The organism is Streptomyces sp. JL2001 (assembly GCF_050917515.1).
In the GTDB taxonomy this organism is placed as follows: domain Bacteria; phylum Actinomycetota; class Actinomycetes; order Streptomycetales; family Streptomycetaceae; genus Streptomyces.
This window is the reverse complement of record NZ_CP169421.1, coordinates 7,163,562-7,185,059: the sequence shown is the minus strand read 5'-3', so window position 1 is coordinate 7,185,059 and position 21,498 is coordinate 7,163,562. Positions and strand designations below refer to the sequence as shown.

Sequence of the window (21,498 nt, the reverse complement as noted above, 5' to 3'; positions counted from 1 at the left end):
GCGATGCTATCGCCGGGGCAGGCCACCGATCCGGTCGTGGCCCGGGCGCCTGCCCGGCGCGCGCAGTACGTTCACGCCGGACGCGGAGGCCGTCCGTGCCCGCCTTCCGAGGAGAGGTCCACCACCGTGACAGTGATCGCGCACCTCAGTGACATCCACATCGACGGCTCGCCCCGCAGCGTGGCGCGGACCAGGGCCGTCATGGCGTACCTGGAGACCCTGGACTTCGACTTCGGCGCCGTGGTGGTCACCGGCGACATCGCCGACCACGCCCTCGCGTCGGAGTACCTCCTGGTCCGCGAACTGCTCGACACCCGGCACCCGTTGCTCGTCTGTCCGGGCAACCACGACCGGCGCGACGTGTTCCGCGAGGTGCTCCTCGGGGCGCCTCCCGTAGCCGGGCGCCCGGACGCCCCGGTCAACCAGGTGCTGCGCGGCGACGGCTTCGTCCTCGCGCTCGGCGACTCCTCCGTGCCGGGGAAGGACGAGGGCTTCCTCGAGGAGGAGACGCTGGACTGGCTGGAAGGGGTGCTGGACGAGACGCCCGACGGCGTGCCGGTGCTGGTCGGCTTCCACCATCCGCCGACCTCCCTGGGCATGCCGTTCGTGGACGGCATCCGCCAGTTCGGGGAGCGGCGCCTCGCCGCGCTGGCCGAGCGCCGGCCGGCCATCGCCGCCTTCCTCTGCGGGCACGCCCACACGGCGGCCGCCACGGTGTTCGCGGGGCGGCCGCTGATCGTGGCCCCGGGAGTGATCTCGACCGGAAAGCTGCCCTGGGAGCCGTACGCCCATCCGGCCGACCACGTCTACCGGGACGAGATGGCGCCCTCGCTCGCCTTCCACGTCCTCGACGACGAAGGGCGGATCACCACGCATTTCCGGAGCGTTCCCGTTTGGGAGCCCGCCACGGGGTGACTCGCCGGGTGACGGCAGGGCGGAAGGAGAGGAGACGACCGTGTCTCTCGACGGCACGCAGGTCCTGGTCATCACGACGAACTACGGCACCGAGCAGGACGAACTGATGCAGCCCGTCGCCGCGCTCCACGCGGCGGGCGCCCGGGTCACGGTGGCCGCCCGGGCCGACGAGCCGGTCCTGACGCTGATGTCGGACCGGCGCCGGGGCGACGTGGTGATCCCGGACGGCACGTACGCGGGGATGTCCGCGGACCCCTTCGACGCGGTCGTCGTGCCGGGCGGCACCGTCAACGCGGACCGTCTGCGGACCGACCCGGAGGCGCGGCGGCTGCTCGCGGAGTTCGCCGCGTCCGGCAGGACGGTGGCGGCGATCTGTCACGGACCGTGGCTGCTCGTCGACAGCGGGCTGGCGCGCGGCCGGGAACTGACCTCGTACCCGTCCCTCCGCGCGGACCTGACGAACGCGGGCGCCACCTGGCAGGACCGGAGCGTCGTCATCGACGACTCGGGCGGCTACCGGCTGATCACCTCACGCAGGCCGGCCGACCTGAGGCCGTTCACCGCGGCGATCGTCGAGTCGCTCTCCGCCCTGTCCGCGCATCGCCAGGAGCGGCGGGCGGGGTGACGGCGGACGCGGGCCACCACGCAGGAGCGGCGGGCGGGGGGACGACGGACGCGGGTCCGACGAGGGCCGCGGAGCGCCCGGTGTCACCCGCCCCCGCGGTCTCCTCCCCCGCCGCCGTGCACGTGGCGCCGGCGGGTCGTCACTCGTTCCAGAGCGCGCGGACCCGGTGCAGGGGGTCGTGGGCCACGTGCGGCTCTACGTCCCAGACCATCGTGGCGCGGTCGGCGGCCGTGTAGCGCGGCCAGTCGGCGCCGGGGTCGAGGTCCCGCACGAACGAGACCCACGCCCCGTGCACGGCGTCGGCGAGCGCCTGCGGTGGATGGTCGCCCGCGGCCGCCGTGACGCCCTCGACGTCGAGCAGGTCGAAGGCGAACGGCAGGTCCAGACAGTGGAAGGCGGTGCCGTCGACCGGCGACTCCCAGGTGAACTCGTAGAGCCAGGTGGGCCGTTCCCGTGCGGCTCGGGCGTCCGCCACGGCGAGGGACGGGGCGCGGAAGGTGGCGTCGGTCAGGGCCTGCCCGAACAGACGGTCCGGGTCGACGTCGGCGTAGGAGTCCGCGAAGGCCGCCGCCCGGTCCGGGGCCAGGCCGAGGCCGCCGAGCAGCACCGGCAGCGGCGGGCCGTCGGGACCCGGGCCGGGTACGGCGTTGAACTCGTGCGCGGTGAAGCCCAGCATGAGCGGGACGTCGGCGCCCGCCTCGCCGGCCGTGAGGGCGTCGAGGACGGCCTCCGGGATCAGCTCGCCGTCGGCGAAGGGCGCCAGGGACAGCATCGGCGGGAGCCCCTCGCGGTCGGGGCCCGGTGCGCCCAGCCGGTCCTGGAGGTCGAGCAGCTCCTCGGACCCGAGCTCCCGCAGCGCCTCGGCCGTGGCGGGCACGCCGGTGCGCGCGGTGAACAGACGGGAGGCCGCGCGGGCGACTTCGGGCCCGTCCGGCCGCATCACGGCGCCGGAGACGGAGAGCGCGGCACGGAACAGGCCCCGGGCCGCGGGCACCGCCAGCAGGGTCTGGACGGCGCCGCCACCGGCCGACTGCCCGGCGACGGTCACCCGAGCGGGGTCTCCGCCGAAGCGGGCGATGTTGTCGCGGACCCATTCCAGGGCGGCGATCCAGTCACGGACTCCGCGGTTGTCGGGAGCGTCGTCGAGGTGGAGGAAGCCCTCGATGCCGAGCCGGTAGCCGAGGGAGACCAGGACGACGCCGTCCCGGTTGAAGGCGGAGCCGTCGTACCAGGGGCTGGCCGCCGATCCGGCGACGTAGCCGCCGCCGTGGATCCACACGAGCACCGGCAGGGGCGTCTCGGGGGCGGTGTCGGGCGTGAAGACGTTCAGATTCAGCACCCCGTCCCCCGGGACGGAGGGTTCGGGGATCGTGGTGACGTCGGCGAAGGGGCGGCGCTGGGCGGTCGGTCCGTACGCGGTGGCGTCCAGCGGCTCGGTCCACGGCTCCGGCGGTACGGGCGCGGCGAACCTGAGCGCGCCGACAGGCGGTTGCGCGTACGGGATGCCGAGGAAGCGCAGGCTGCCGTCGGCGCGGCGCTCGCCGCGGACGGGGCCGCCGGCGGTGTCGACCAGTGCGGTGTTCATGGGGCGGTGCCGGCTCCTGACGCGTCGCGGGACGCTCTCGATCGGTTCGACTGCTCGGCGGCGACCTGTCGGTGGACGGTGCCGGGGTGCTCGACGCCCTGGGTGAGGGCGAGGTGCCGTGGCAGGGGCCGCCGGAGTCGTCGAGGACGCGCCCAGCCTCCGCCCGGTGAACGGGCGGAGTCAACGTACGGGAACCGGAAGTGACACGTGTCACTTACACGTGTCACTCACGAGGTGGCACAGGGTGCGGCGCGGAATCCGCCGTGGGGACGAAGGGCGCGCGGGCGGCGGGCCCGGGCCTGGCTACGCCCCGTCGCCGGACGTCGCCGGGGCCGGTGTGGCCTGGTGGTGGTACATCCGCCAGCCGGTGTCGGCGGAGCGGCGCCAGAGCGAGCTCCTGCGCGCCCGCGTGCCCTCGATGACCGTCTCGTAGGTCAGCAGGACGATTCCGGACGCCAGGAGGGCCCCGGTCATGCCGGACGGCCGGTAGCGCGGGCCGGCCGGCGCGCTGCCGGACAGTTCGGGCAGGGCGTGGAGCATCTCCTCGTACGTCCAGCGGCGGCCTGACGCACCGATCTCCACGAACTCGGGGTCCAGGAGCTCGCGGGCGAGCGCGCGGGAGGTGCGGACCTCCGGATCCATCAGCCGCAGCTCCCCCGCGACGGCGGCGGCGATCGCCTCCCGCGCCTCCTGGTCGGGGGCTTCGGACGGACGCCCGGCCGACGACCCGCCCGGAGCCCGGTCCGGGCCCGTGTCCCCGGCTGCCGGCTCGCTCACAGGGCGATCCAGTAGCGGCGCTTGAGCCCGATCTCCGTCTGGCGGGTGTCCTCCAGGACGCCGCCGTTGCGCTCGATCGTGCGGGCGGAGGCGACGTTGTCGTCGTCGCAGGTCACCAGCAGGCGATCGATCCCCAGGGCGCGGGCCTCGGGCAGGACCGCGCCCAGCGCCCAGGTCGCGAGCCCGCGACGGCGGGCGGAGGGCCGGATGCTGTAGCCGATGTGTCCGCCGGCCCGCAGCAGGAAGTCGTTCAGCCGGTGACGCAGGTCGATGGCGCCCATGTACGCGCCGTCCTCGACGATCCACCAGTGCGTGGCGTGTACCCAGCCCTCCGCGAGCGGCCGGGACGGATCGGACTGCTCCCGCAGCCGTCCCACCCAGGCGGCGAAGACCTCGGGGCTGGCGAACGCGTCCTCCCGCACCAGCCGCATGCCGGCGCCGTCCTGGTGGGCGCCGGGGTTCCACTCGGCGTGCGCCTCGAGCCACGAGGTGTGGAGACCTGCCGTGGGGGCGATCAGTTCGGGCATGCGGGCGACGATAACAGGCCAACGGCCCCGATGATCAGGGCCTTTTCCGGCCGGATGGTCAGCGTGGCCGGGGCGTCGGCACGGCCGGTCGGGGAGGCGTGGCCGGCCCCCACACGCAGCGGGCCGTACGCCGGGGCGGGACGTACGCGCGGTCCGCCGGGGGGACGCGGCTGCGTCCCCCCGGCGGCCTGCGTCGTGCTCGCACCCCGCACGACGCACTCCGGCCCCCCGCTACTCGCCGGTCTCTCCGTCGATGCGTTCCCGCAGCAGGTCGGCGTGGCCGTTCTGCCGGGCGTACTCCTCGATCATGTGGGCGAGCACCCTCCCGGGGGTCCGGGCGACGTCGTACGGCGCGGCCGGTGGTCAGCCGTCGGCGCGTACCGCGTAGTCGCCGAAGCCGACCCAGTCGAGGGCCACACACGCTTCGTCGCCGAGCACCCAGGCGTCGTGCCCCGGTGCCACGGCCATGAAGTCGCCGGGACCCAGCTCGGCGGTCTCGCCGTCGTCCATGACGACCTTCATCCGGCCGCTGACGACGTACCCGACGTGGGACGCCTGGCAACTGTCGGTGCCGGCGATGGGCTTGACGTGCTTGGACCACTGCCACCCCGGCTCGAACACCGCGCGGCCCACCGCGCCGCGCTCGGTGGTCACGAGGTCCAGCCGCCCCTTGCCGTCCTCGAAGGGACGGGTCTCGTCCGCGGAGTCGAAGCTCCTGGACACGATTCCGGTCATGTTCGTGCGCCTCCCGGTGGTGCAACGAGCGCGCCCCGAGTCCACTTTCCAGGCTACGCCGGGCGGCCGGGCCCGGCCCTCCGGCCGAAGGGCACCCCGGCCGGCCGGCCCGACGCGGGCGCCTGGCCGGGATACGCCGTTGCCCGCCGGGGCGAGCGCCCGATAGCGTGTTCGGTATGACTGCCGGGTCGGCCATGGGCCGTGATCGAGTAAGGCACCCGGCCTTGGTGTGACCGCCGCCGGGCGGGCCCGAGGCCCTCCTTCGGTCGTCTTCCACGCGTCGCCGCCGCCCACGCGAGGCACGCGCGATCCGCCGCGTACGCGCACATCGTGCGTGCGCGTCCGCCGCCGACGGGTCGGTCCCGTCGGCGCATCGTTCCGGAAGACGCCCGCATGCCCCGCACGTCCCGTGCGCCGAGCGGCATGCCCTTCGAAAGGACCCTTCGTGGCCATCGAGCTCAACCACACCGTCGTTCACTCGCGTGACAAGCAGGCCTCCGCCCGGTTCCTCGCCGGCATCCTCGGCGTGGAGGTCGGCGCGCCGTTCGGGCCCTTCGTGCCGGTGGATCTCGACAACCGGGTGACCCTCGACTTCTACGAGGACCCCGAGCTGACCCTCGTCCCGCAGCACTTCGCCTTCCTGGTGCCCGAGGAGGAGTTCGACACCATGATCGCCCGGCTGGAGGTCGCGCGGGTGACGTACTACGCGGATCCGCACCACTCCGACCCCGGCCGGGTGAACCGGCTCTTCGGCGGCCGGGGCGCCTACTTCGCCGACCCGGACGGCCACAACATGGAGATCCTCACGCGCCCCTACACGCGCGTGGGTGCGGCCTGAGCGGAAGCGGAGGCCGGACCGCGTCCGGGCGTGCCGCATGCGTCGCGCCCGGGAGCCGTTCCGCCTTTCCGTCGGCTTCGGCCGTAGTTATGTGAAAGGTCACCCACTTTGGCGGTTCCCCGCATATCCGGGGTCCGCATTTTGTACAGATCCCTTACCGGACAGATCTACACATAAAGGCCAGATAAGCGCACAATGAAACCGCGGCGCCAGTCGCCGCAAAGCGGTCAGACGGGCAAGACGCCAGAAGGAGGCGAGTCGTATGGCCGACGTCTCTCACCGTCCTGGTGATATCAGGGGACACCCCGACGCGCCGGAAATGCGTGAACGTTACTCGCGCATGCTCCAGACGCGAGGCGTGACGGCGGTCGAGGAACTGGTGATCCTCGCCGGCATCTACGCCGCGGTCTCCGCATGGACGGTTCACTTCGCGGCAGCCCAACCAGAGCTCGCGATCAGCAACCTGATCGTGGGCCTCGCCCTCGCGGGCCTGGGGCTGTGCATGTCGATGGCCCCCGACCGGTCCCAGGACCTGAACTTCGTCGTCCTGCTGCTCGGCGCGTGGCTGATCGTCTCGCCGTGGATCGTCGCCCAGGACGCCGGAACCGGCGCGATCCTGAGCAACGTCATCACCGGCGCCTGCGTCTGCCTCTTCGCCCTCACGGCGGGCGGCCTGCTCATGAGCAAGACGAGAAAGTCGGGCTGACGCACCGAAACCACCCCCGGCGGCGTCGCGTCCTCTCCATCAGGACGCGGCGCCGCTCTTCGTGTACCGCCGCTCCGCGGGCAAATCCACCCACACCGCCCCTCAACGCCCTCTCGCAGATAACGAATTGACCCACGCAGTTTCGGCCACATAAGTTCTGCGTAAGCTTGCTCCACAGGGACAGGCTCCCGTATGCATCCCAGTCCTTGGGGGGACAAAGTGAACTGGTACCTCGACGTTCTCAAGAAGTACGCAGTGTTCAGCGGCCGCGCGCGCCGCAAGGAATTCTGGATGTTCTACCTGTTCAACATCATCGCGCTGATCGTGCTCTCGATCGTCGACGCCGCGATCGGCATCCAGCTGCTGAGCACCATCTACATCCTCGCGATCATCATTCCGTACCTGGCGGTCGCCATCCGTCGCCTGCACGACACGGGCCGCTCCGGCTGGTGGCTCCTCATCGGCCTGGTCCCGCTGGTCGGCTCCATCATCCTCATCGTGTTCTGGGCTTCCGACGGTGAGCAGCAGCAGAACGCCCACGGCCCGAACCCGAAGCTGGCCCCGGCGTACTAGTCACACCTCGTACGCAGCCCCCGGAAGGATTCCTTCCGGGGGCTTTGTGCATCCCGCCTCCGTCACGGCGGCCGCCGTGAAGCCCGCCGCAGGCCGGCGGACGCGGGGCCGCGGGCCCGTCACCCTCGTGCGCACGGGAGACGATCGCGCGCCACCGGATCCGGCAAGTCGCGGCCGTTCCCGCCGTGTTGTCCATATCGTGGTGATCATCCGTTGCACGACCTACACGAACAGAGGGGGACTGGTCCCGTGGAGCAGTTCGAGGGGCTCGAGCTCATCACCGTCACGAAGACCGCGGAACTGGAGTCCTGGCTGGAGACCCACCACGCCGACACTCCCGGCGTCTGGCTGAGGATCGCCAAGAAGGGCAAGGGCGGCGAGTCGCTGACGATCCCGGAGGTGCTCGACTGCATGCTCTGCTTCGGCTGGATCGACGCGACGCGCAAGGGCGGCGACGGGGTGTACTACTACCAGAAGTACACGCGTCGGCGGCCGCGGAGCCTGTGGTCGATGGTGAACGTCCGCAAGGTCGAGGCGCTGGAGGCGGCGGGCCGGATGCGCGAGCCGGGGCTCAAGGAGGTCCAGGCGGCGAAGGACGACGGCCGCTGGGCCTCCGCCTACCCTTCGCAGGCCGAGGCGACGGTCCCCGACGACCTGGCGGCGGCTCTGGCCGCCGACGACCGGGCGCGGACCTTCTACGAGCAGCTGGGCAAGACGGACCAGTACATGGTGATCCTGCGGTTGTGGCAGGCGCGCACGCCGAAGGGCCGGGCGGACCGGCTGGCCCGGATGGTGGGGCTCCTGGCGACGGGCGAGAAGGTGCGCTGAGGCGGAAGGCGCGCCGGGGCGGCGCGGCCCCGCCGGGAGTGCGGGGTCAGCGGCGCCTGCGGTAGAGCACCTGGTGCGCGTCGAACTCGACGAAGGACGCGGCATGGGTCATGCCGACGGCCTCCAGGAGCCGCCGCGAGCGCGCGTTCGCCTCCTGGGTCACGGCGACCACGCTCGGCGTGCCCTCCAGGGCCTGTTCGAGGGCGGCGGCCACCGCCTCACGGGCGTAGCCCCGCCCCCAGTGCTCGGGCAGGAACTGGTAGGAGACCTCCGTCTCGCCGTCCCGCGCCTCCGGCTCGACCGTCACCAGTCCGAGCAGCACACGGTCGGCGGCTCGCACGACCGCGTGGACGCCCGGTGCGCCCACCACCCGCTGCTGCCGGATGCGCACGATGCGCTCGGCGACCGGGCCGCCCAGATGGCGCCGCACCTCCGGGTCGGTCCACAGCCGGGTGACGGCCGGCACGTCACCGGTCCGGACGGGCCGCAGCAGCAGCCGCTCCGTGGTGACGGTCGCCGCCTCGGGGCGGTGGCCTGCGGCTGGTGCGGAGGAGATACCCATGCCTCCGATCATGGCAGCCCCGCCCGGCCGACCGGGACCGCGGCCCCTGCGGCTCGGGCCCACGGGCGCGGCCGGGCGGCCACCCCGGCGGGCGGGCGGGGCACTCGCCCGCGGGGGCCGGCACTCTCGTCACGGCACCCCGGCCGCCGGACTAGGGCGTGTTGCGAAAGTACCGACGTCCGCCCGAAGGGCGGGCCTCGCGGCGTCTGGTGCGTGCGATCGCAAGGCGGAGGGTCGCCCTCGTACGGGGCGTACTCGGACGATCCCGACAACGCGGCGTGGGGGCACCTCCCGTGCCCGAAGGGCTACGGGGGAGTGCGTGCCAGGCGTCGCGAGGCAGGCGGGACTTTCGCAACACGCCCAAGGTGCGGTCGGCCGGTCCGGGCGCCCCGCTCAGCCGCCGAGGGCCGCCGCCACGGACGGCCAGTCGGCCGCCATCGGCTCGTACGCCGGGACGGTCGCGGTGGCGATGTCCTTGTAGCCGCTGGACGTGACGACGCACACCACGGGACCGTCGGTCTCGCGCGTTCCCTGGGCCCGGCGGCCGGCGAGCCCGGCGGCCGCGGAGAGTTCGCACCAGAGCCCCTGGGCCGCCAACTCCCGCTGTGCCGACGCCATCTGCTGATCCGTCACGGTGAGTGCCGCGCCGCCGGAGTCCCGGACGGCGACGACCCCGCGATAGCTGTTGATCTCACAGTCGATCGCGTACGCGTCGGTCGGCCCGACGGCGACGCGGGCCGCGGGCCTGCCCGTGCGGACGGCCTTCGCGAGCGCCCCGGCGGCGGAGGGCTCGCAGCCGTACACGCGGGGAACCGAGGAGCAGCGGCCGAGCCGGGCGAGCTCCTGGAAGCCCTTCGCCACTCCGAAGAGCAACTCGCCGTACCCGGTGGGGAGATACACGGCCGCGGGCGCGCGGCCGAGCGCGAGACGGATCTCGTAGGCGATCGTCTTGTAACCCTCCGGGCCGAAGGGATGGCCAGTGTGGGACGCGTCGGTGAGGTTGCTGACGGGGTGGAATCCCAGCTCTCCGACGATCCGCCGCATCAGCGGCCGCACGGACTCGACCGGGACGGTCAGGACGGTCGCACCGTACGCGCGCAGATGGGAGGCGACCGCCGGCGGGGCGTACGGCGAGGTGAACACGGCGCAGCGCAGACCGGCGCGCGCCGCGTACGCCGCCGCGGCCGCCCCGTGGTTGCCGGACGAGGAGACGACGATCCCCGCCGCCCCGGACGCCACGGCGGCGCTCACGGCCACCCGGCTGAGGCGGTCTTTGTGGCTCCAGGTCGGGTTGCGGGACTCGTCCTTGACCCATGTGCCGTCGGGGAGTTCGACGAGCGGGGTGTTCCCCTCGCCGAGCCCCGGCGCCGCCAAGGGCGGCAGCAGCGGCGCCCAGCGCTCCAGGCCGTGCGCGGCGGGACGCTCGAACAGGTCGGCCGGGACCCGGTCGTAGTCGTAGTCGACGTCCAGGGCGTACGCGACCTCGGCGGTCGACGTCACGGGACAGCCGGAGGTCAGCGGCGGCCAGAGGGGGTGACGGACCCCGGGATCGGCGAGGGAACGCTGGGCGGTGGCGAGCGAGGTCATGCGACGGGGACACCGTCCTTCGGGTGGGGATGGGCCTGACGGGCCGAGGTCAGAGGAGCCTGCGCCGGATCGCCTCCAGGGCTCCGGCCCGGCGGCCCGGGACGCGTTCGCGCAGCTCGACCAGTGCCGGCGCCAACTCCCGTGCGCGCGAGGTGTCCTGGATCTGCTCCCACTGGTGGTGCGCCCGGTCGACGGCACCCTCGACGTCGGGGTCTCCGGGGCCCTGGCTCAGCCCGAGCCTGGCCTGGGCCGCGGAGATCCACAACTCGCTGCTGCGCGCGGGTTCCCCGGCCAGCCGCGCCAGGTCGGCGCGCACCTCCATCCAGTGCACCGCCTCCTGCGACCGTGCGCCGTGCCGTCGCAGGGCCTCCTGTTCCCAGGCCACCGCCAGCGCCACGGCCTCTCCGTGCCGGCCGGCCTGCGCAGCGGCGAGGATCGCGGGGTGAGGGTCGTAGGCGCCGGGCGCGGGCGCGGCCGGCCGCGGCGACGGAGTCGCGACGGCGGCCGGAGCGGGCACCGGGGCGGGCGGCGGAAGCGGGGCGGGCGGAAGTACCTGGGGCGGCGCCGGAGCCGGTACGGGTACCGGTACGGGTACGGGGCCGGGGCGGGACGCGGAAGCCGGGCCGGACGTGGACACCTGGCCGGACGCGGAACCCGGTCCGGACGTGGAGACCGGGGCGGGCACCTGTCGAGGGGCGGCGGCGCGCGGCGGGGGCGCCGCCTGGGCCGTCGCGCGCGCGGGACCCGGCGTGTCGGGAGAGGCCGCGGCGGCACGGGGGACGGTCCGCCGGATCCTGGCCGTCGCGGTCTCGCCGAGTACTCCGGGCACCGGGGGCGGCACCGCGCCCGTCACCGCCGCCCCGGGCAGCGGCGGCCCGGCCACCGCCACACCGGCCGTCGGCACACCGATCACGGCCGCTCCGGACACCGTCGCTCCGACCGCCGCCACGCCGGGCCCGCCGCTCTCCCCCGCTCCCCGGTCACCCGGCCCGTACGCCGTCGCACCGGTCCCCGCACCGGCCACCTGCCCCGTGCCCCACTCGCCGCCCGCCGCCCCGGGAGCCGGCCTCCCCGGTGCCAGCAGCAGCGCGTCCGGATCGGCCGTGCCGGCCGCCGCCTCCTCATGGAGGGCGGCGAACGGCGGGCGGGCGCCCGTGCGCCAGATCGTGGCGAAGGCGCGGAGGTACTCCGGAGTCGCGGGCGCGCCGCGGCGCGGGGCCGGCAGGACCCGGCCGTAGAGCAGCGGGCCGGGTCCCAGGGAGAGGAGACCGGGGGCGGCGGTCAGCCGCTGCCACAATTCCGCGTCGGCGACGAGGTCCACCACGACGGTGGTCGTTCCGGGTGCCCGCAGGGCGAGTTCACCCGCCAGCCAGTGCCAGGGAAGCCCGGTGTAGCGGAGCGTCGCGGCCGTGGTCCGCGCCAGGGCCAGGTGCGGCAGCTGCTGGCGGCGGTCCAGGTGCAACTGGCCCGCCAGGTAGACCGCGAGGGGTCCCGGGGCGGCCGCCGCGGCCCGCAACCGGGTCAGGACCGTCTGCGGGTCCAGGGGGTCGGCCAGTTCGACGACCGTCGCCGCCGGCGTGCCGGTCAGCGCGCTCGGCGGTACCGCCGCCAGCGCGGGCAGCACCGAGGCCGCGTCCATCGCTCGTCCGCGCCCCGCGGGCGCTGCCGCCAGCAGCAGCGCCGTCCCCACCGTGTCCACCTCGTTGCTCACCACAGCAGCACCGTAACCTTCTTACCGGCACTTACCGTTACCATCCTGAGGGCCGACCCCCGGCGGGCCTGCGGCATATGCCGCAAGCACCACCGTATCGAGTGTTGCCAAATCCCTTACGGCCTGTCGTCGCCTGTGCCACAGTCGTAACCGGGCCTTGTTCCACTTCCGGCCGTGCCGCGCCTGTATCGGAGTACGACATGCCGTCCCCTCGCTTCGCGGATCGTCCCGCCCAGCCGTCAGAGCATGGCACGGTGGACGCGTTGATCTCGCAGACACGGCGTCTGCGCGGAGATGTCGACGCCGTGCGCCGGGACGCCGTCCTGGACGAGGACGACCCCCAGAACCGCTGGCAGCGCGCCCTCTGTGACCTGGCCGTACATCAACTCGACGACCTCGGCGCCCATCTCGGGCAGCTGAAGAACGGCCTGCCCGACGACCTGCCGACCACGCCCGGTGCCGCGTACGGCGGTGCGCCGGCACCCGCTCGCGCGTCCGCCGGTTCTCTGCTGAGCCGCGTCGGGAGCGCCGAGTGGAACCTGCTGACCGACGAGGTCAGCTGGTCCGAGGAGTTGTTCCGGATCTTCGGCCGCACCGAGGAGAGCGGCCCCATGTCGCTCGACGAACTGCCGTCGATGGTCTTCGCCGAGGACCAGCCGCTGCTCCAGGCGATGGTGACGGACTGTCTGATCGACGGGAAGCCGATCGACGGCGAGTTCCGCATCGTCCGCACCGACGGCCGGGTCCGGACCCTGCACATGATGGGCGAGCCCGTCCTCGACCAGGACGGCTGCACCGCCTCCATGTGGGCCGTCTTACGGGACGTCAGCGAACTGCGCCGCAGCGAGCGCGCGGTCCGCGAGTCCCGCGACTCCCTCCAGCGCCGTCGTCACGTCGAGCGCACCGAGCGCAGGGTCGCCGTCGAACTCCAGGAGGCCGTCCTCCCTCCGTGGCGCGGTTCGCTGAGCTTCGCCCACGGCGGCCCGGGCGCCCCGCTCGACGTGGCGGGCCACTACCTGCCGGCCGCCAGCACCGGCCTCATCGGCGGCGACTGGTACGACGCGCTCGCGCTTCCGGACGGGGACGCGCTGCTGACGGTCGGTGACCTCACCGGGCACGGCGTGTCGGCCACCTCCTCCATGGCCATGCTGCTGGGCGCGCTGCGCGGGATGGCGGTGGCGGGAATCCGCCCCGCGGCCCTCATGGGCCACCTCAACCAGCTGCTCGAGACCTCGGTCCAGCCGGCCCTGGGCAGCGCGATGTGCTGCCGCTACGACCCGGCGCGCCAGACACTCTCCTGGGCGCAGGCCGGACACCCCGCCCCGCTGCTCTTCCGCGACGGGACGGGGCGCGCGCTGGCCAGGCCGGACGGCGTGCTGCTGGGCGCGACGGCCGCCGCCTCGTACGAGGAGGCGGAGATCCGGCTGCTTCCCGGCGATCTGCTGGTCCTGCACACGGACGGGCTGACCCGCGGCCATGACGGGGACGACTCCGGCACGCAACGGCTGCTGGCGCTCGCGCCACGGCTGGCGGCGGCACGGGACGCGCAGGACTGCGTCCGGTCGGTGGTCGCGGAGTTCGGCGAGGCGCCGCGCGACGACGACGCCTGCGTGATGGTGGTCAGGGTCGGTCGGTAGGGGTCGGAGGGAGCCACGGCGAAGAACGGGCGGTCCGGCTCCTGAGCTCGGACCGCACGAGGGGCGTGTCACTCCCGGGCGGTGGCCGCACACACCGGCGCGACGGGGCACCATGTCGTGCCTCGTTCCAGGGCATACCGGCGGAGCCGGTGTGCCCTTGTGTGTACGTGCGGGTGCCTGCCCGTCATGCCCGCCAGGGCCTGGGCGTGTGCGCGGGAGTGTGCGGAGTGGGGCACCTGGGTCCGTGCCCGTGACGTCGTACCCGGCGTCTCGCCGTCAGACCGCGCCGGTCCCCGGCGTGCCGGCCGACGGTGTCGGCAGGGCGAGCGCGATCTCCTCGCGCAGGTCCTCGATCTTCGAGTAGCCGGCGTACTGCCCGGTCAGCCGGTACATCTCGCGCAGCCGGTCCCAAGTGCGGTGCGAGGAGGTGTCCCCCATCGACACGAGGGCGAGCCGGGCATAGCGGTCGGCCTGCTCCGGGTCGTCGGCGATGAAGCAGGCCGAGGCCAGCGAGATGTAGTCGAAGAGCTTCGAGCGGTTGTGGCCGTTGCGCCGGAGTTCGAGCGCCAGTTTGGCGTGGCGCTGCGCCGGGACGGCGGCGGCCGGGTCGTGCTCCGCGAGGGTGCGGTAGGCGAGCGCCTGCATGCCGTGCATGTCGGCGTCGTCGAAGTTCTGCATCCAGCTCGGCGGCGGGACGTTGGCCCGGTCCGAGACGAAGAGGTCCTCGGCCTCGCCGAGCGTGCGCCGCATGGCCTGGCCCTTGCCCATGGACGCCTGGGCCCACGCCTCGATGGTGTGCAGCATCGCCTGCGTCCGGGGCAGTACCTCGTCGCCCGAACCGGACTTGGCGAGCTTCATCAGGTCGAGCGCGTCGTCGGGCCGGCCGAGGTGCACCATCTGGCGGGCGGCGCGGGACAGCGCCTCACCGGCCCGCGGCCGGTCGCCGCCCTCGCGTGCCGCGTGGGCGGCGATCACGAAGTACTTCTGTGCGGTCGGTTCGAGGCCGACGTCGTGCGACATCCAGCCGGCCAGCACGGCCAGGTTGGCGGCGACGCCCCAGAGGCGGCGCTGGAGGTGGTCGGGGTGGTGGTAGGCGAGCATGCCGCCCACCTCGTTGAGCTGCCCCACGACCGCCTTGCGCTGGAGTCCGCCTCCGCGCGCCGCGTCCCAGGCCCGGAACACCTCGACCGAGCGCTCCAGGGCCTCGATCTCCTGCGACCCGATGGGGGCGGCCTCGTAGCGGTCGAACCCGGCGGGGTCGGCGTGCAGGGGATCGGTCCGGCGGGGGGCGGCGGACGGACGGGTGGGTTCGGTGTGCAGCCAGTCGTGCATGGCACTGGTGAGTACGGAGCCGGCGGCGAGCGCGGCTCCCGCGCCCACCATGCCGCGTCGGTTGAGCATGAGGTCCATTCCCGTGAATTCGGTGAGGACCGCCGCCGTACGCTCGGGCGCCCAAGGCAGCCCGTCAGGGTTGTCGGTTTTCCTGACGTTCTGCCGTTTCCCGGCGCCACCGCGTCGTACGAACCCGAGGTCCTCGATGGTCACGACACGGCCGAGTCGCTCGGTGAACAGTGCTGCCAGCACCCGGGGGACGGGATCGCGAGGGGTCTCCCCCAGGTCGATCCACCGCCGCACCCGCGAGGTGTCGGTCGCCAGCTGCGGGTGGCCCATGGCCGCCGCCTGCCGGTTGACGAGTCTCGCGAGTTCGCCCTTGGACCAGCCGGCCAGGCCGAAGAGGTCTGCCAGGCGGGTGTTGGTTTGTCCGGTCACGTCTAAGCCCCCAGGTTCTCGGCTGAGTTGACAGTAACCCCCTGTCATAGGGCTGGCGACTATTCGCCAGGGTTCGCCAGGGTGCGCCCGATGTTCCGCCACCCGCGCCCGGGTGTCAGGTAGGAAAGCGCCACCCCGCCCCGGTAACCGGCCCACATTCCCCAGGGTGCGGCCCGGAGGCCGGGCGGGGCGACGCACGCAACTCGTCGGCACACGAAGGGATCTGTTTCCTCCATGTACACAGCATCGTCCTCCGTGTCCGCCCCGCCCCGGCCCCAGCACCGCACCGTGCCGGTCGGCAGCGGACCGTACCTCGCCCCCGTGACGCAGCCGGGCCGGGCCAGGCGGTGGGTGGCGAACGCCGCCCAGCCGCTCAGCGGACGCATCGACCTCTCGGGTCCGCAGGGCGCGCAGCTGAGGATGGCCATCGCGTCCGTCCACCGGATCTGCCCGGAGTTCAACCCCGTCCAGGTGCTGCGCCGCAGCGGCCGCTCCGTCCTCATCGTGGGAGCGACGGGACGCACGACGGCGGTCGCGAAGTGCTTACTCGACCACTCCCCCGCGTGGGTCGAGCGGTTCCAGCACGAAATAGCCGCCTACCGCTCCTTCGTCCGGCACCGCCCGCCGGTACGGGCCCCCCGGCTCGTCGCAGCCGACCCGGACAACTGCACGCTGGTCATCGAGCGGATGCCCGGACGCGCGGCGGCGCTCACCCGCCACCCCGTGGAGGCGCCGCCCCGTGCCGACGTCCGGGCCGCGCTCGGCGCGGTGGCCCGGCTCAACGCCTGGCGCCCGCCGGCCGGCACCTTCGACGCCCCGCTCGACTACGCCTCGCGGATCTCGCGCTACCACGAACTGGGCCTGTTCACCGACCGGGACCGCGACGACCTGCAGAAGCTGCTGCACGGCCTGGCGCACGCCGGTGGCCGTCAGGGCATGGGGCAGTTCTGTCACGGCGACGCCCTGCTCTCCAACATCCTGCTCTCCCCCACCGGCCCCGTGCTGGTCGACTGGGAGCACGCCGGCTGGTACCTCCCCGGATACGACCTGGCGACCATCTGGGCGGTGCTCGGTGACGCGCCGCTGGCCCGTCGCCAGATCAGCCAGCTCGCGCAGCAGGCGGGACCGGCGTCCCGGGACGCCTTCCTGGTCAACCTGATGATCGTGCTGACGCGGGAGATCCGTACCTACGAGACGGCGGTGCAGCGGACCATGAGGGAGGCACCGCCCGCCGGTTCGATCCCCGTCCCGTCGGGCGCGGTCTCGCCCGGCGAGGAGCAGCGGCGCCTGCTGCGGCGCCTGCACGACGACTGCGCCATGGCGCGGCGGGCCGTGCGCGCCGCGGTCGGCACCCGCTGAGGCGCGCCGGACCAGGAGACGGAAGCACGCCCCGCGTGCCCGGTGCCGAGAGCACCGGGCACGCGGGGCGTCGCCATGTGTCGGGAGGAGACACCCCGGGGCGGTGCGCCTTCCCGCGTGCTCGCGCGGACGCCTCCCCGGTCCGCGTCGAGCGGCGGCACCGAGCCGCGCCGGGACGCGTCCGCCCCCTCCGGGACGGCGGCATTGGTCCACTCCACTGACGCGCCGCAGGCCCGCGCACTGCCGTCGCGAAACTCCGGCGCACCGCTCCTGACATGGGAAATCCCGTGTCGTGAGGGGTGATTGACGGATCGTCCGGGAGCCGATACCCCTGTACGGGTCCAGCCCCGCACGCCCCGTCGTCACCCCCCGCCTCCGGAGGCTGCCTTGCACCGATCCGCGTCCCCCAGACGTGTCACCCGAGCGGCGGGCGCCGTGGCGTCCGCCGCTCTGCTCTTCCCGCTGCTCGCCGCAACGCCTCCCGCCACCGCCCGGCCGGAGGACTCCGGCAGCCTGCAGCAGCAGTTCACCGCCGCCGCCGAGCGTCAGGGCGTGCCGCGGAGCGTGCTCCTCGCCGTGTCGTACCTCCAGTCGCGGTGGGACACGCACGGCGGGGCGCCGAGCGTGACCGGCGGCTACGGCCCGATGCACCTGACGGACGCCGTGACGGCCCTCGCCGAGGCACCGCACCACTCGCACGGCGAGGAGGACGCCCGCGGCGACGACGCGCGCGCCCCCCGGACCGCGGCCGGCGCCGCGACCGCCGCGGCGACGACCCCGCCGCCGACGGCCGAGCAGCTTCCCGCGCGCCTCAGGACGCTGGAGCGAGCCGCCCGCGTGTCGGGGATCCCCGCGGAGGAGCTGCGGACGAGCACGGCGGCGAACATCGAGGGCGGGGCCGCCCTGCTGGCCGCCGCCCAACGGGAGTCGGGCCGGCCGCTGAGCGCCGACCCGGCCGACTGGTACGGCGCCGTGGCCCGCTACTCCGGTGCGGACGACACGGCGACGGCGTCGACGTACGCGAACGACGTGTACGAGGTGATCCGCTCCGGCGAGACCCGGACGACGGACAGCGGCCAGGTGGTCACGCTGGCGGCCGTTCCGGACGTGGCGCCCGCCACGGGCCAACTCGCCGCGCTCGGGCTGCGGACCGCGGACGGCGGCCCGACCGAGTGCCCGCGGACGGTGGCCTGCGAGTGGATCCCGGCGCCGTACGAGGAGTTCGGCGACGGGGACTACGGCAACCACGACAAGGCGAACCGGCCGGTGTCGCAGTCGATCGACTACATCGTCGTGCACGACACCGAGGCGTCCTGGGACGTCACCCTCAAGCTCGTGCAGGACCCGACGTACGTGTCCTGGCAGTACTCGCTGCGTTCCTCGGACGGGCACATCGCCCAGCATCTGCCGCTCAAGGACGTCGGCTGGCACGCGGGCAACTGGTTCGTGAACGCCAAGTCGGTGGGCCTGGAGCACGAGGGCTTCCTGACCTCGCCGGACGCCTGGTACACGGAGGCGATGTACCGGACCTCGGCCCGGCTGGTGCGGTACCTCGCCCAGCGCTACGACATCCCGCTGGACCGTCAGCACATCCTGGGGCACGACACCGTGCCGGGGACGACCACGGCGACGATCCGCGGCATGCACACGGACCCGGGTCCGTACTGGGACTGGGCGCACTACTTCCGGCTGCTCGGCCGGCCGATCACTCCGAGCGCGGGTCCCCGCGCGGGCGTGGTCACGATCCGTCCCGACTACAGCGCGAACCAGCCGGTCTACACGGGATGTGTGACGGCGGGCGAGGCGTGTGCCCCGCACGGCAGCAACGCCGTCCGGCTGCACACGGCGCCGAGCGCCGACGCCCCGCTGGTGAAGGACGTCGGCCTGTACCCAGGCGGCCAGGACTCGACGACCGGGGTCAACGACACCGGTGCGCGGGCGTCGACGGGCCAGCAGTTCGCGGTGGCGGAGCGACGGGGGGACTGGACGGCGATCTGGTACCTCGGTCAGATCGCCTGGTTCCACAACCCGGCGGCGCGGCCGACGGCGGTGAACGCGCGCGCCCTGGTGCTGACGCCCAAGGAGGGGGCGGCGTCGGTCCCGGTGTACGGGCGCGCCTACCCGGAGGCGTCGGCGTACCCGGCGGGCGTCCCGGTCCAGGCGGTGTCGCCGCTGCCGTACCGGCTGCTCGCCGGCCAGCGGTACGTGGTGGGCGACCGGACCCCGGGCGAGTACTACTTCGCGCCGGTGTTCGACACCACGGGCCACACGGTGGTGCGGGGGCAGGAGGAGTACTACGAGATCCAGTTCGGCCACCGGGTGGCCTTTGTGAAGGCCGCTGACGTGCGGGTTTCTCGCGGCTGAGGTCGACAGGCGCGGAGCGGCGGGGGGTGCCGGCGGACCGTGGGTTCGCCGGCACCCTCCGCCGTTCATATGACTAACCTCGGGACGGCGTGCGCCGTACGGGCGACGGGTAATGCTGGGCGGGCATCCGCCCCGCTCGACCGCGCTCACCGGAAAGGCCCCGCACGCATGGCTCAGCCCTTCGTTCTGCCGGATTTCTACGTCCCGTATCCGGCGCGGCTCAACCCCCATGTGGAGGTAGCCCGTTCGCACACCCGGGAGTGGGCACGGACGATGGGGATGCTGGAGGGCTCCGGCGTCTGGGAGGCGCACGACCTCGAGTCGCACGACTACGCCCTGCTGTGTTCCTACACCCACCCGGACTGCGACGCCGAGGCGTTGTCGCTGGTCACCGACTGGTACACGTGGGTCTTCTTCTTCGACGACCACTTCCTGGAGGTCTTCAAGCGCGCCCAGGACCGACCCGGCGGCAAGGCGTACCTGGACCGGCTGCCGCTGTTCATGCCGAGCGACCCGGCGACGGCCGTGCCCGAGCCGACGAACCCGGTCGAGGCCGGACTCACGGACCTGTGGCGGCGCACGGTGCCGGCCATGTCGCCGGCCTGGCGGGAACGGTTCGCCGAGGCCACCGAGGCGCTGCTGTACGAGTCCCTCTGGGAGCTCGACAACATCAACGAGGGGCGCGTCGCCAACCCCGTCGAGTACATCGAGATGCGGCGCAAGGTGGGCGGTGCCCCCTGGTCCGCCGGGCTCGTCGAGTACGCGGCCGGCGCCGAGGTCCCCGAGCAGGTGGCCGGCAGCCGGCCCCTGCTCGTCCTGCGGGACGCCTTCTCGGACGCCGTCCACCTCCGCAACGACCTCTTCTCGTACCAGCGGGAGGTGGAGGACGAAGGGGAGAACAGCAACGGCGTCCTCGTCCTGGAGCGGTTCCTCGGCTGCACCACGCAGGAGGCGGCCGAGGCGGTCAACGACCTGCTGACGTCACGGTTGCAGCAGTTCGAGAACACGGCGCTCACCGAGGTGCCCGGGCTCTGTCTGGAGAAGGGGCTGAACCCGGCGGAGTGTGCTGCCGTGGCGGCGTACGCCAAGGGGCTCCAGGACTGGCAGTCCGGCGGCCACGAGTGGCACCTGCGGTCCAGCCGGTACATGAACGAGGGCGTGGGGACCGGCCCTTCACGGCTCGACGGGGTGCTCGGCACCTCGGCGCTCGACGTCCGGACGCTGTTCGGCCGGCCGGCCGCCGCCCGGCTGCGCGCCCACACCCACGTGCCGCACCAGCAGGTCGGCGCCTCGCTGCTGCCCGCATTCGACCTGCCCTACCCCCTGTCACTCAGCCCGCACCACCGGGAGGCGCTGCGGCGCTCGGTGGACTGGGCCGAGCGCATGGGGCTGTTGGAGGACGTCTGGGACCGGCCGATGCTGGAGGGCTTCGACTTCGCGCTCTGCTCGGCGGGTCTGGATCCGGACGCCACCCTGGAGGAGCTGGAGCTCAGCGCGGAGTGGCTGACCTGGGGCACCTACGGCGACGACTACTACCCGCTCGTCTTCGGGCGGCCGCGTGATCTGGCCGGTGCCAGGCAGTGCACCGAGCGGCTCAAGACCTGCATGCCGGTGCAGGAGCCGGCGACCGGACCGGGGCTCGCCGTGAGCCCGATGGAGCGGGCGCTCGCCGACCTGTGGGCCCGCACGGCCGGCCCCCTGCACCACGAGGCCCGCGGCAAGCTGCGCGACGCGATCGACCTCATGCTCGACAGCTGGCTGTGGGAGCTGCACAACCAGGCGCAGCACCGGGTCCCCGATCCGGTGGACTACATCGAGATGCGCCGCCGGACCTTCGGCTCCGACCTGACGATGCTGCTCTGCCGGTTGCGGCAGGCCGACGCGCTGCCTCCGGCGGTCTACCGCACCGGGACCGTCACCCGGCTGGAGAACTCCGCCGCGGACTACGCCGCCCTCCTCAACGACCTGTTCTCCTATCAGAAGGAGATCGAGGTGGAGGGCGAGGTGCACAACGGTGTGCTGGTGCTCCAGAAGTTCTTCGACTGCGACTACCCGACGGCCGTGGCGATGGTCGACGACCTGATGCGCGGCCGGCTGCGGCAGTTCGAGCATGTGAAGAGGCACGAAGTCCCCTTGTTGTACGAGGACTTCGGCCTGGACGCGAAGGGCCGGGCGGCGTTCGAGGCGTATCTGCGCGAGCTGGAGGACTGGCTGGCCGGAGTCCTCAACTGGCACCGGAGCGTGCGCCGTTACGCGGAGGGCGACGTCCACGCGGGCGGTGGTACGGCGCTGCTGCGCCGGGGGCCCACGGGGATCGGCACCTCGGCGGCCCGGCTGGCGGCCCTGCTCGGCTCCGCCGCGCGGTGACCGCGGCGGCCGCCCCCGCGGCGACCGGGGGC

The 21,498-nt window shown here is 73.5% G+C and carries 18 protein-coding genes and 1 pseudogene; 10 read left to right on the top strand and 9 right to left on the bottom strand.

The features are described 5' to 3' along the window. The first annotated feature begins 126 nt into the window (after window positions 1–126). On the top strand, window positions 127–915 hold the full coding sequence (locus ACE1OA_RS32075) for a metallophosphoesterase (protein ID WP_384874471.1): 789 nt from the start codon (window positions 127–129) through the stop codon (window positions 913–915). A gap of 40 nt (window positions 916–955) precedes the next feature. After that, window positions 956–1,540 carry a type 1 glutamine amidotransferase domain-containing protein gene (locus ACE1OA_RS32070; protein WP_356606985.1) on the top strand — a complete coding sequence of 195 codons (585 nt, stop codon included), beginning with the start codon at window positions 956–958 and terminating at the stop codon, window positions 1,538–1,540. A gap of 139 nt (window positions 1,541–1,679) precedes the next feature. On the opposite strand, the gene ACE1OA_RS32065 is transcribed toward ACE1OA_RS32070, so the two are convergent. The 5 genes and pseudogenes from ACE1OA_RS32065 to ACE1OA_RS32045 all read right to left on the bottom strand — a co-directional run bounded on the left by ACE1OA_RS32065 (window position 1,680) and on the right by ACE1OA_RS32045 (window position 5,164). Further along, the gene (locus tag ACE1OA_RS32065; RefSeq protein WP_432753786.1) at window positions 1,680–3,125 is read right to left on the bottom strand and encodes a carboxylesterase/lipase family protein; all 1,446 of its coding nucleotides are present in this window, start codon (window positions 3,123–3,125) and stop codon (window positions 1,680–1,682) included. Window positions 3,126–3,428: 303 nt separating this feature from the next. Continuing rightward, window positions 3,429–3,767 carry a DUF4440 domain-containing protein gene (locus ACE1OA_RS32060; RefSeq protein WP_432754116.1) on the bottom strand — a complete coding sequence of 113 codons (339 nt, stop codon included), beginning with the start codon at window positions 3,765–3,767 and terminating at the stop codon, window positions 3,429–3,431. Between the two features lie 131 nt (window positions 3,768–3,898). Then, window positions 3,899–4,429: a GNAT family N-acetyltransferase gene (locus tag ACE1OA_RS32055; RefSeq protein ID WP_356606982.1), complete on the bottom strand. Its 531-nt coding sequence runs from the start codon at window positions 4,427–4,429 to the stop codon at window positions 3,899–3,901. Window positions 4,430–4,660: 231 nt separating this feature from the next. Next, a pseudogene (locus ACE1OA_RS32050) lies at window positions 4,661–4,750 on the bottom strand (DUF664 domain-containing protein); the annotation flags it as partial. Window positions 4,751–4,792: 42 nt separating this feature from the next. Then, window positions 4,793–5,164, bottom strand: a complete 372-nt coding sequence (locus ACE1OA_RS32045; RefSeq protein WP_356606980.1) for a cupin domain-containing protein — start codon at window positions 5,162–5,164, stop codon at window positions 4,793–4,795. A gap of 445 nt (window positions 5,165–5,609) precedes the next feature. Between ACE1OA_RS32045 and ACE1OA_RS32040 the strand changes: the two genes are divergently transcribed. The 4 genes from ACE1OA_RS32040 to ACE1OA_RS32025 all read left to right on the top strand — a co-directional run bounded on the left by ACE1OA_RS32040 (window position 5,610) and on the right by ACE1OA_RS32025 (window position 8,109). Beyond that, window positions 5,610–6,002, top strand: coding sequence for a VOC family protein (locus ACE1OA_RS32040; RefSeq protein ID WP_356780041.1), 393 nt, complete (start codon window positions 5,610–5,612; stop codon window positions 6,000–6,002). A gap of 340 nt (window positions 6,003–6,342) precedes the next feature. Continuing rightward, window positions 6,343–6,708, top strand: a complete 366-nt coding sequence (locus tag ACE1OA_RS32035; protein WP_356606976.1) for an SPW repeat protein — start codon at window positions 6,343–6,345, stop codon at window positions 6,706–6,708. 219 nt (window positions 6,709–6,927) lie between these two features. Next, entirely contained in the window at window positions 6,928–7,281 is a 354-nt protein-coding gene (locus ACE1OA_RS32030) for a DUF805 domain-containing protein (RefSeq protein ID WP_356606974.1), read from the top strand. Window positions 7,282–7,530: 249 nt separating this feature from the next. Further along, window positions 7,531–8,109 carry a YdeI/OmpD-associated family protein gene (locus tag ACE1OA_RS32025; RefSeq protein ID WP_356606972.1) on the top strand — a complete coding sequence of 193 codons (579 nt, stop codon included), beginning with the start codon at window positions 7,531–7,533 and terminating at the stop codon, window positions 8,107–8,109. Window positions 8,110–8,155: 46 nt separating this feature from the next. On the opposite strand, the gene ACE1OA_RS32020 is transcribed toward ACE1OA_RS32025, so the two are convergent. The 3 genes from ACE1OA_RS32020 to ACE1OA_RS32010 form a co-directional block, all read right to left on the bottom strand. Further along, window positions 8,156–8,671: a GNAT family N-acetyltransferase gene (locus ACE1OA_RS32020; protein WP_356606970.1), complete on the bottom strand. Its 516-nt coding sequence runs from the start codon at window positions 8,669–8,671 to the stop codon at window positions 8,156–8,158. 393 nt (window positions 8,672–9,064) lie between these two features. Continuing rightward, a complete protein-coding gene (locus ACE1OA_RS32015) occupies window positions 9,065–10,258 on the bottom strand; it encodes a threonine synthase (RefSeq protein ID WP_432753785.1) in 1,194 nt (397 codons plus the stop codon). A 49-nt stretch (window positions 10,259–10,307) separates the two neighbouring features. After that, entirely contained in the window at window positions 10,308–11,972 is a 1,665-nt protein-coding gene (locus tag ACE1OA_RS32010; RefSeq protein ID WP_386542428.1) for a hypothetical protein, read from the bottom strand. A 197-nt stretch (window positions 11,973–12,169) separates the two neighbouring features. Between ACE1OA_RS32010 and ACE1OA_RS32005 the strand changes: the two genes are divergently transcribed. Beyond that, window positions 12,170–13,606 (top strand): PP2C family protein-serine/threonine phosphatase, encoded by a 1,437-nt coding sequence (locus ACE1OA_RS32005; protein WP_386542427.1) that lies wholly within the window; start codon window positions 12,170–12,172, stop codon window positions 13,604–13,606. 276 nt (window positions 13,607–13,882) lie between these two features. Here the strand turns inward: ACE1OA_RS32005 and ACE1OA_RS32000 are convergent, their stop codons facing one another. Next, window positions 13,883–15,376 carry a DNA-binding protein NsdB gene (locus ACE1OA_RS32000; protein ID WP_356606962.1) on the bottom strand — a complete coding sequence of 498 codons (1,494 nt, stop codon included), beginning with the start codon at window positions 15,374–15,376 and terminating at the stop codon, window positions 13,883–13,885. A 234-nt stretch (window positions 15,377–15,610) separates the two neighbouring features. Between ACE1OA_RS32000 and ACE1OA_RS31995 the strand changes: the two genes are divergently transcribed. The 3 genes from ACE1OA_RS31995 to ACE1OA_RS31985 all read left to right on the top strand — a co-directional run bounded on the left by ACE1OA_RS31995 (window position 15,611) and on the right by ACE1OA_RS31985 (window position 21,466). Beyond that, window positions 15,611–16,735, top strand: a complete 1,125-nt coding sequence (locus ACE1OA_RS31995; RefSeq protein ID WP_356606960.1) for an aminoglycoside phosphotransferase family protein — start codon at window positions 15,611–15,613, stop codon at window positions 16,733–16,735. A gap of 387 nt (window positions 16,736–17,122) precedes the next feature. Continuing rightward, window positions 17,123–19,099, top strand: a complete 1,977-nt coding sequence (locus tag ACE1OA_RS31990) for an N-acetylmuramoyl-L-alanine amidase (protein WP_384870358.1) — start codon at window positions 17,123–17,125, stop codon at window positions 19,097–19,099. 168 nt (window positions 19,100–19,267) lie between these two features. Continuing rightward, window positions 19,268–21,466 (top strand): terpene synthase family protein, encoded by a 2,199-nt coding sequence (locus ACE1OA_RS31985; RefSeq protein WP_432753784.1) that lies wholly within the window; start codon window positions 19,268–19,270, stop codon window positions 21,464–21,466. Window positions 21,467–21,498 lie beyond the last annotated feature (32 nt).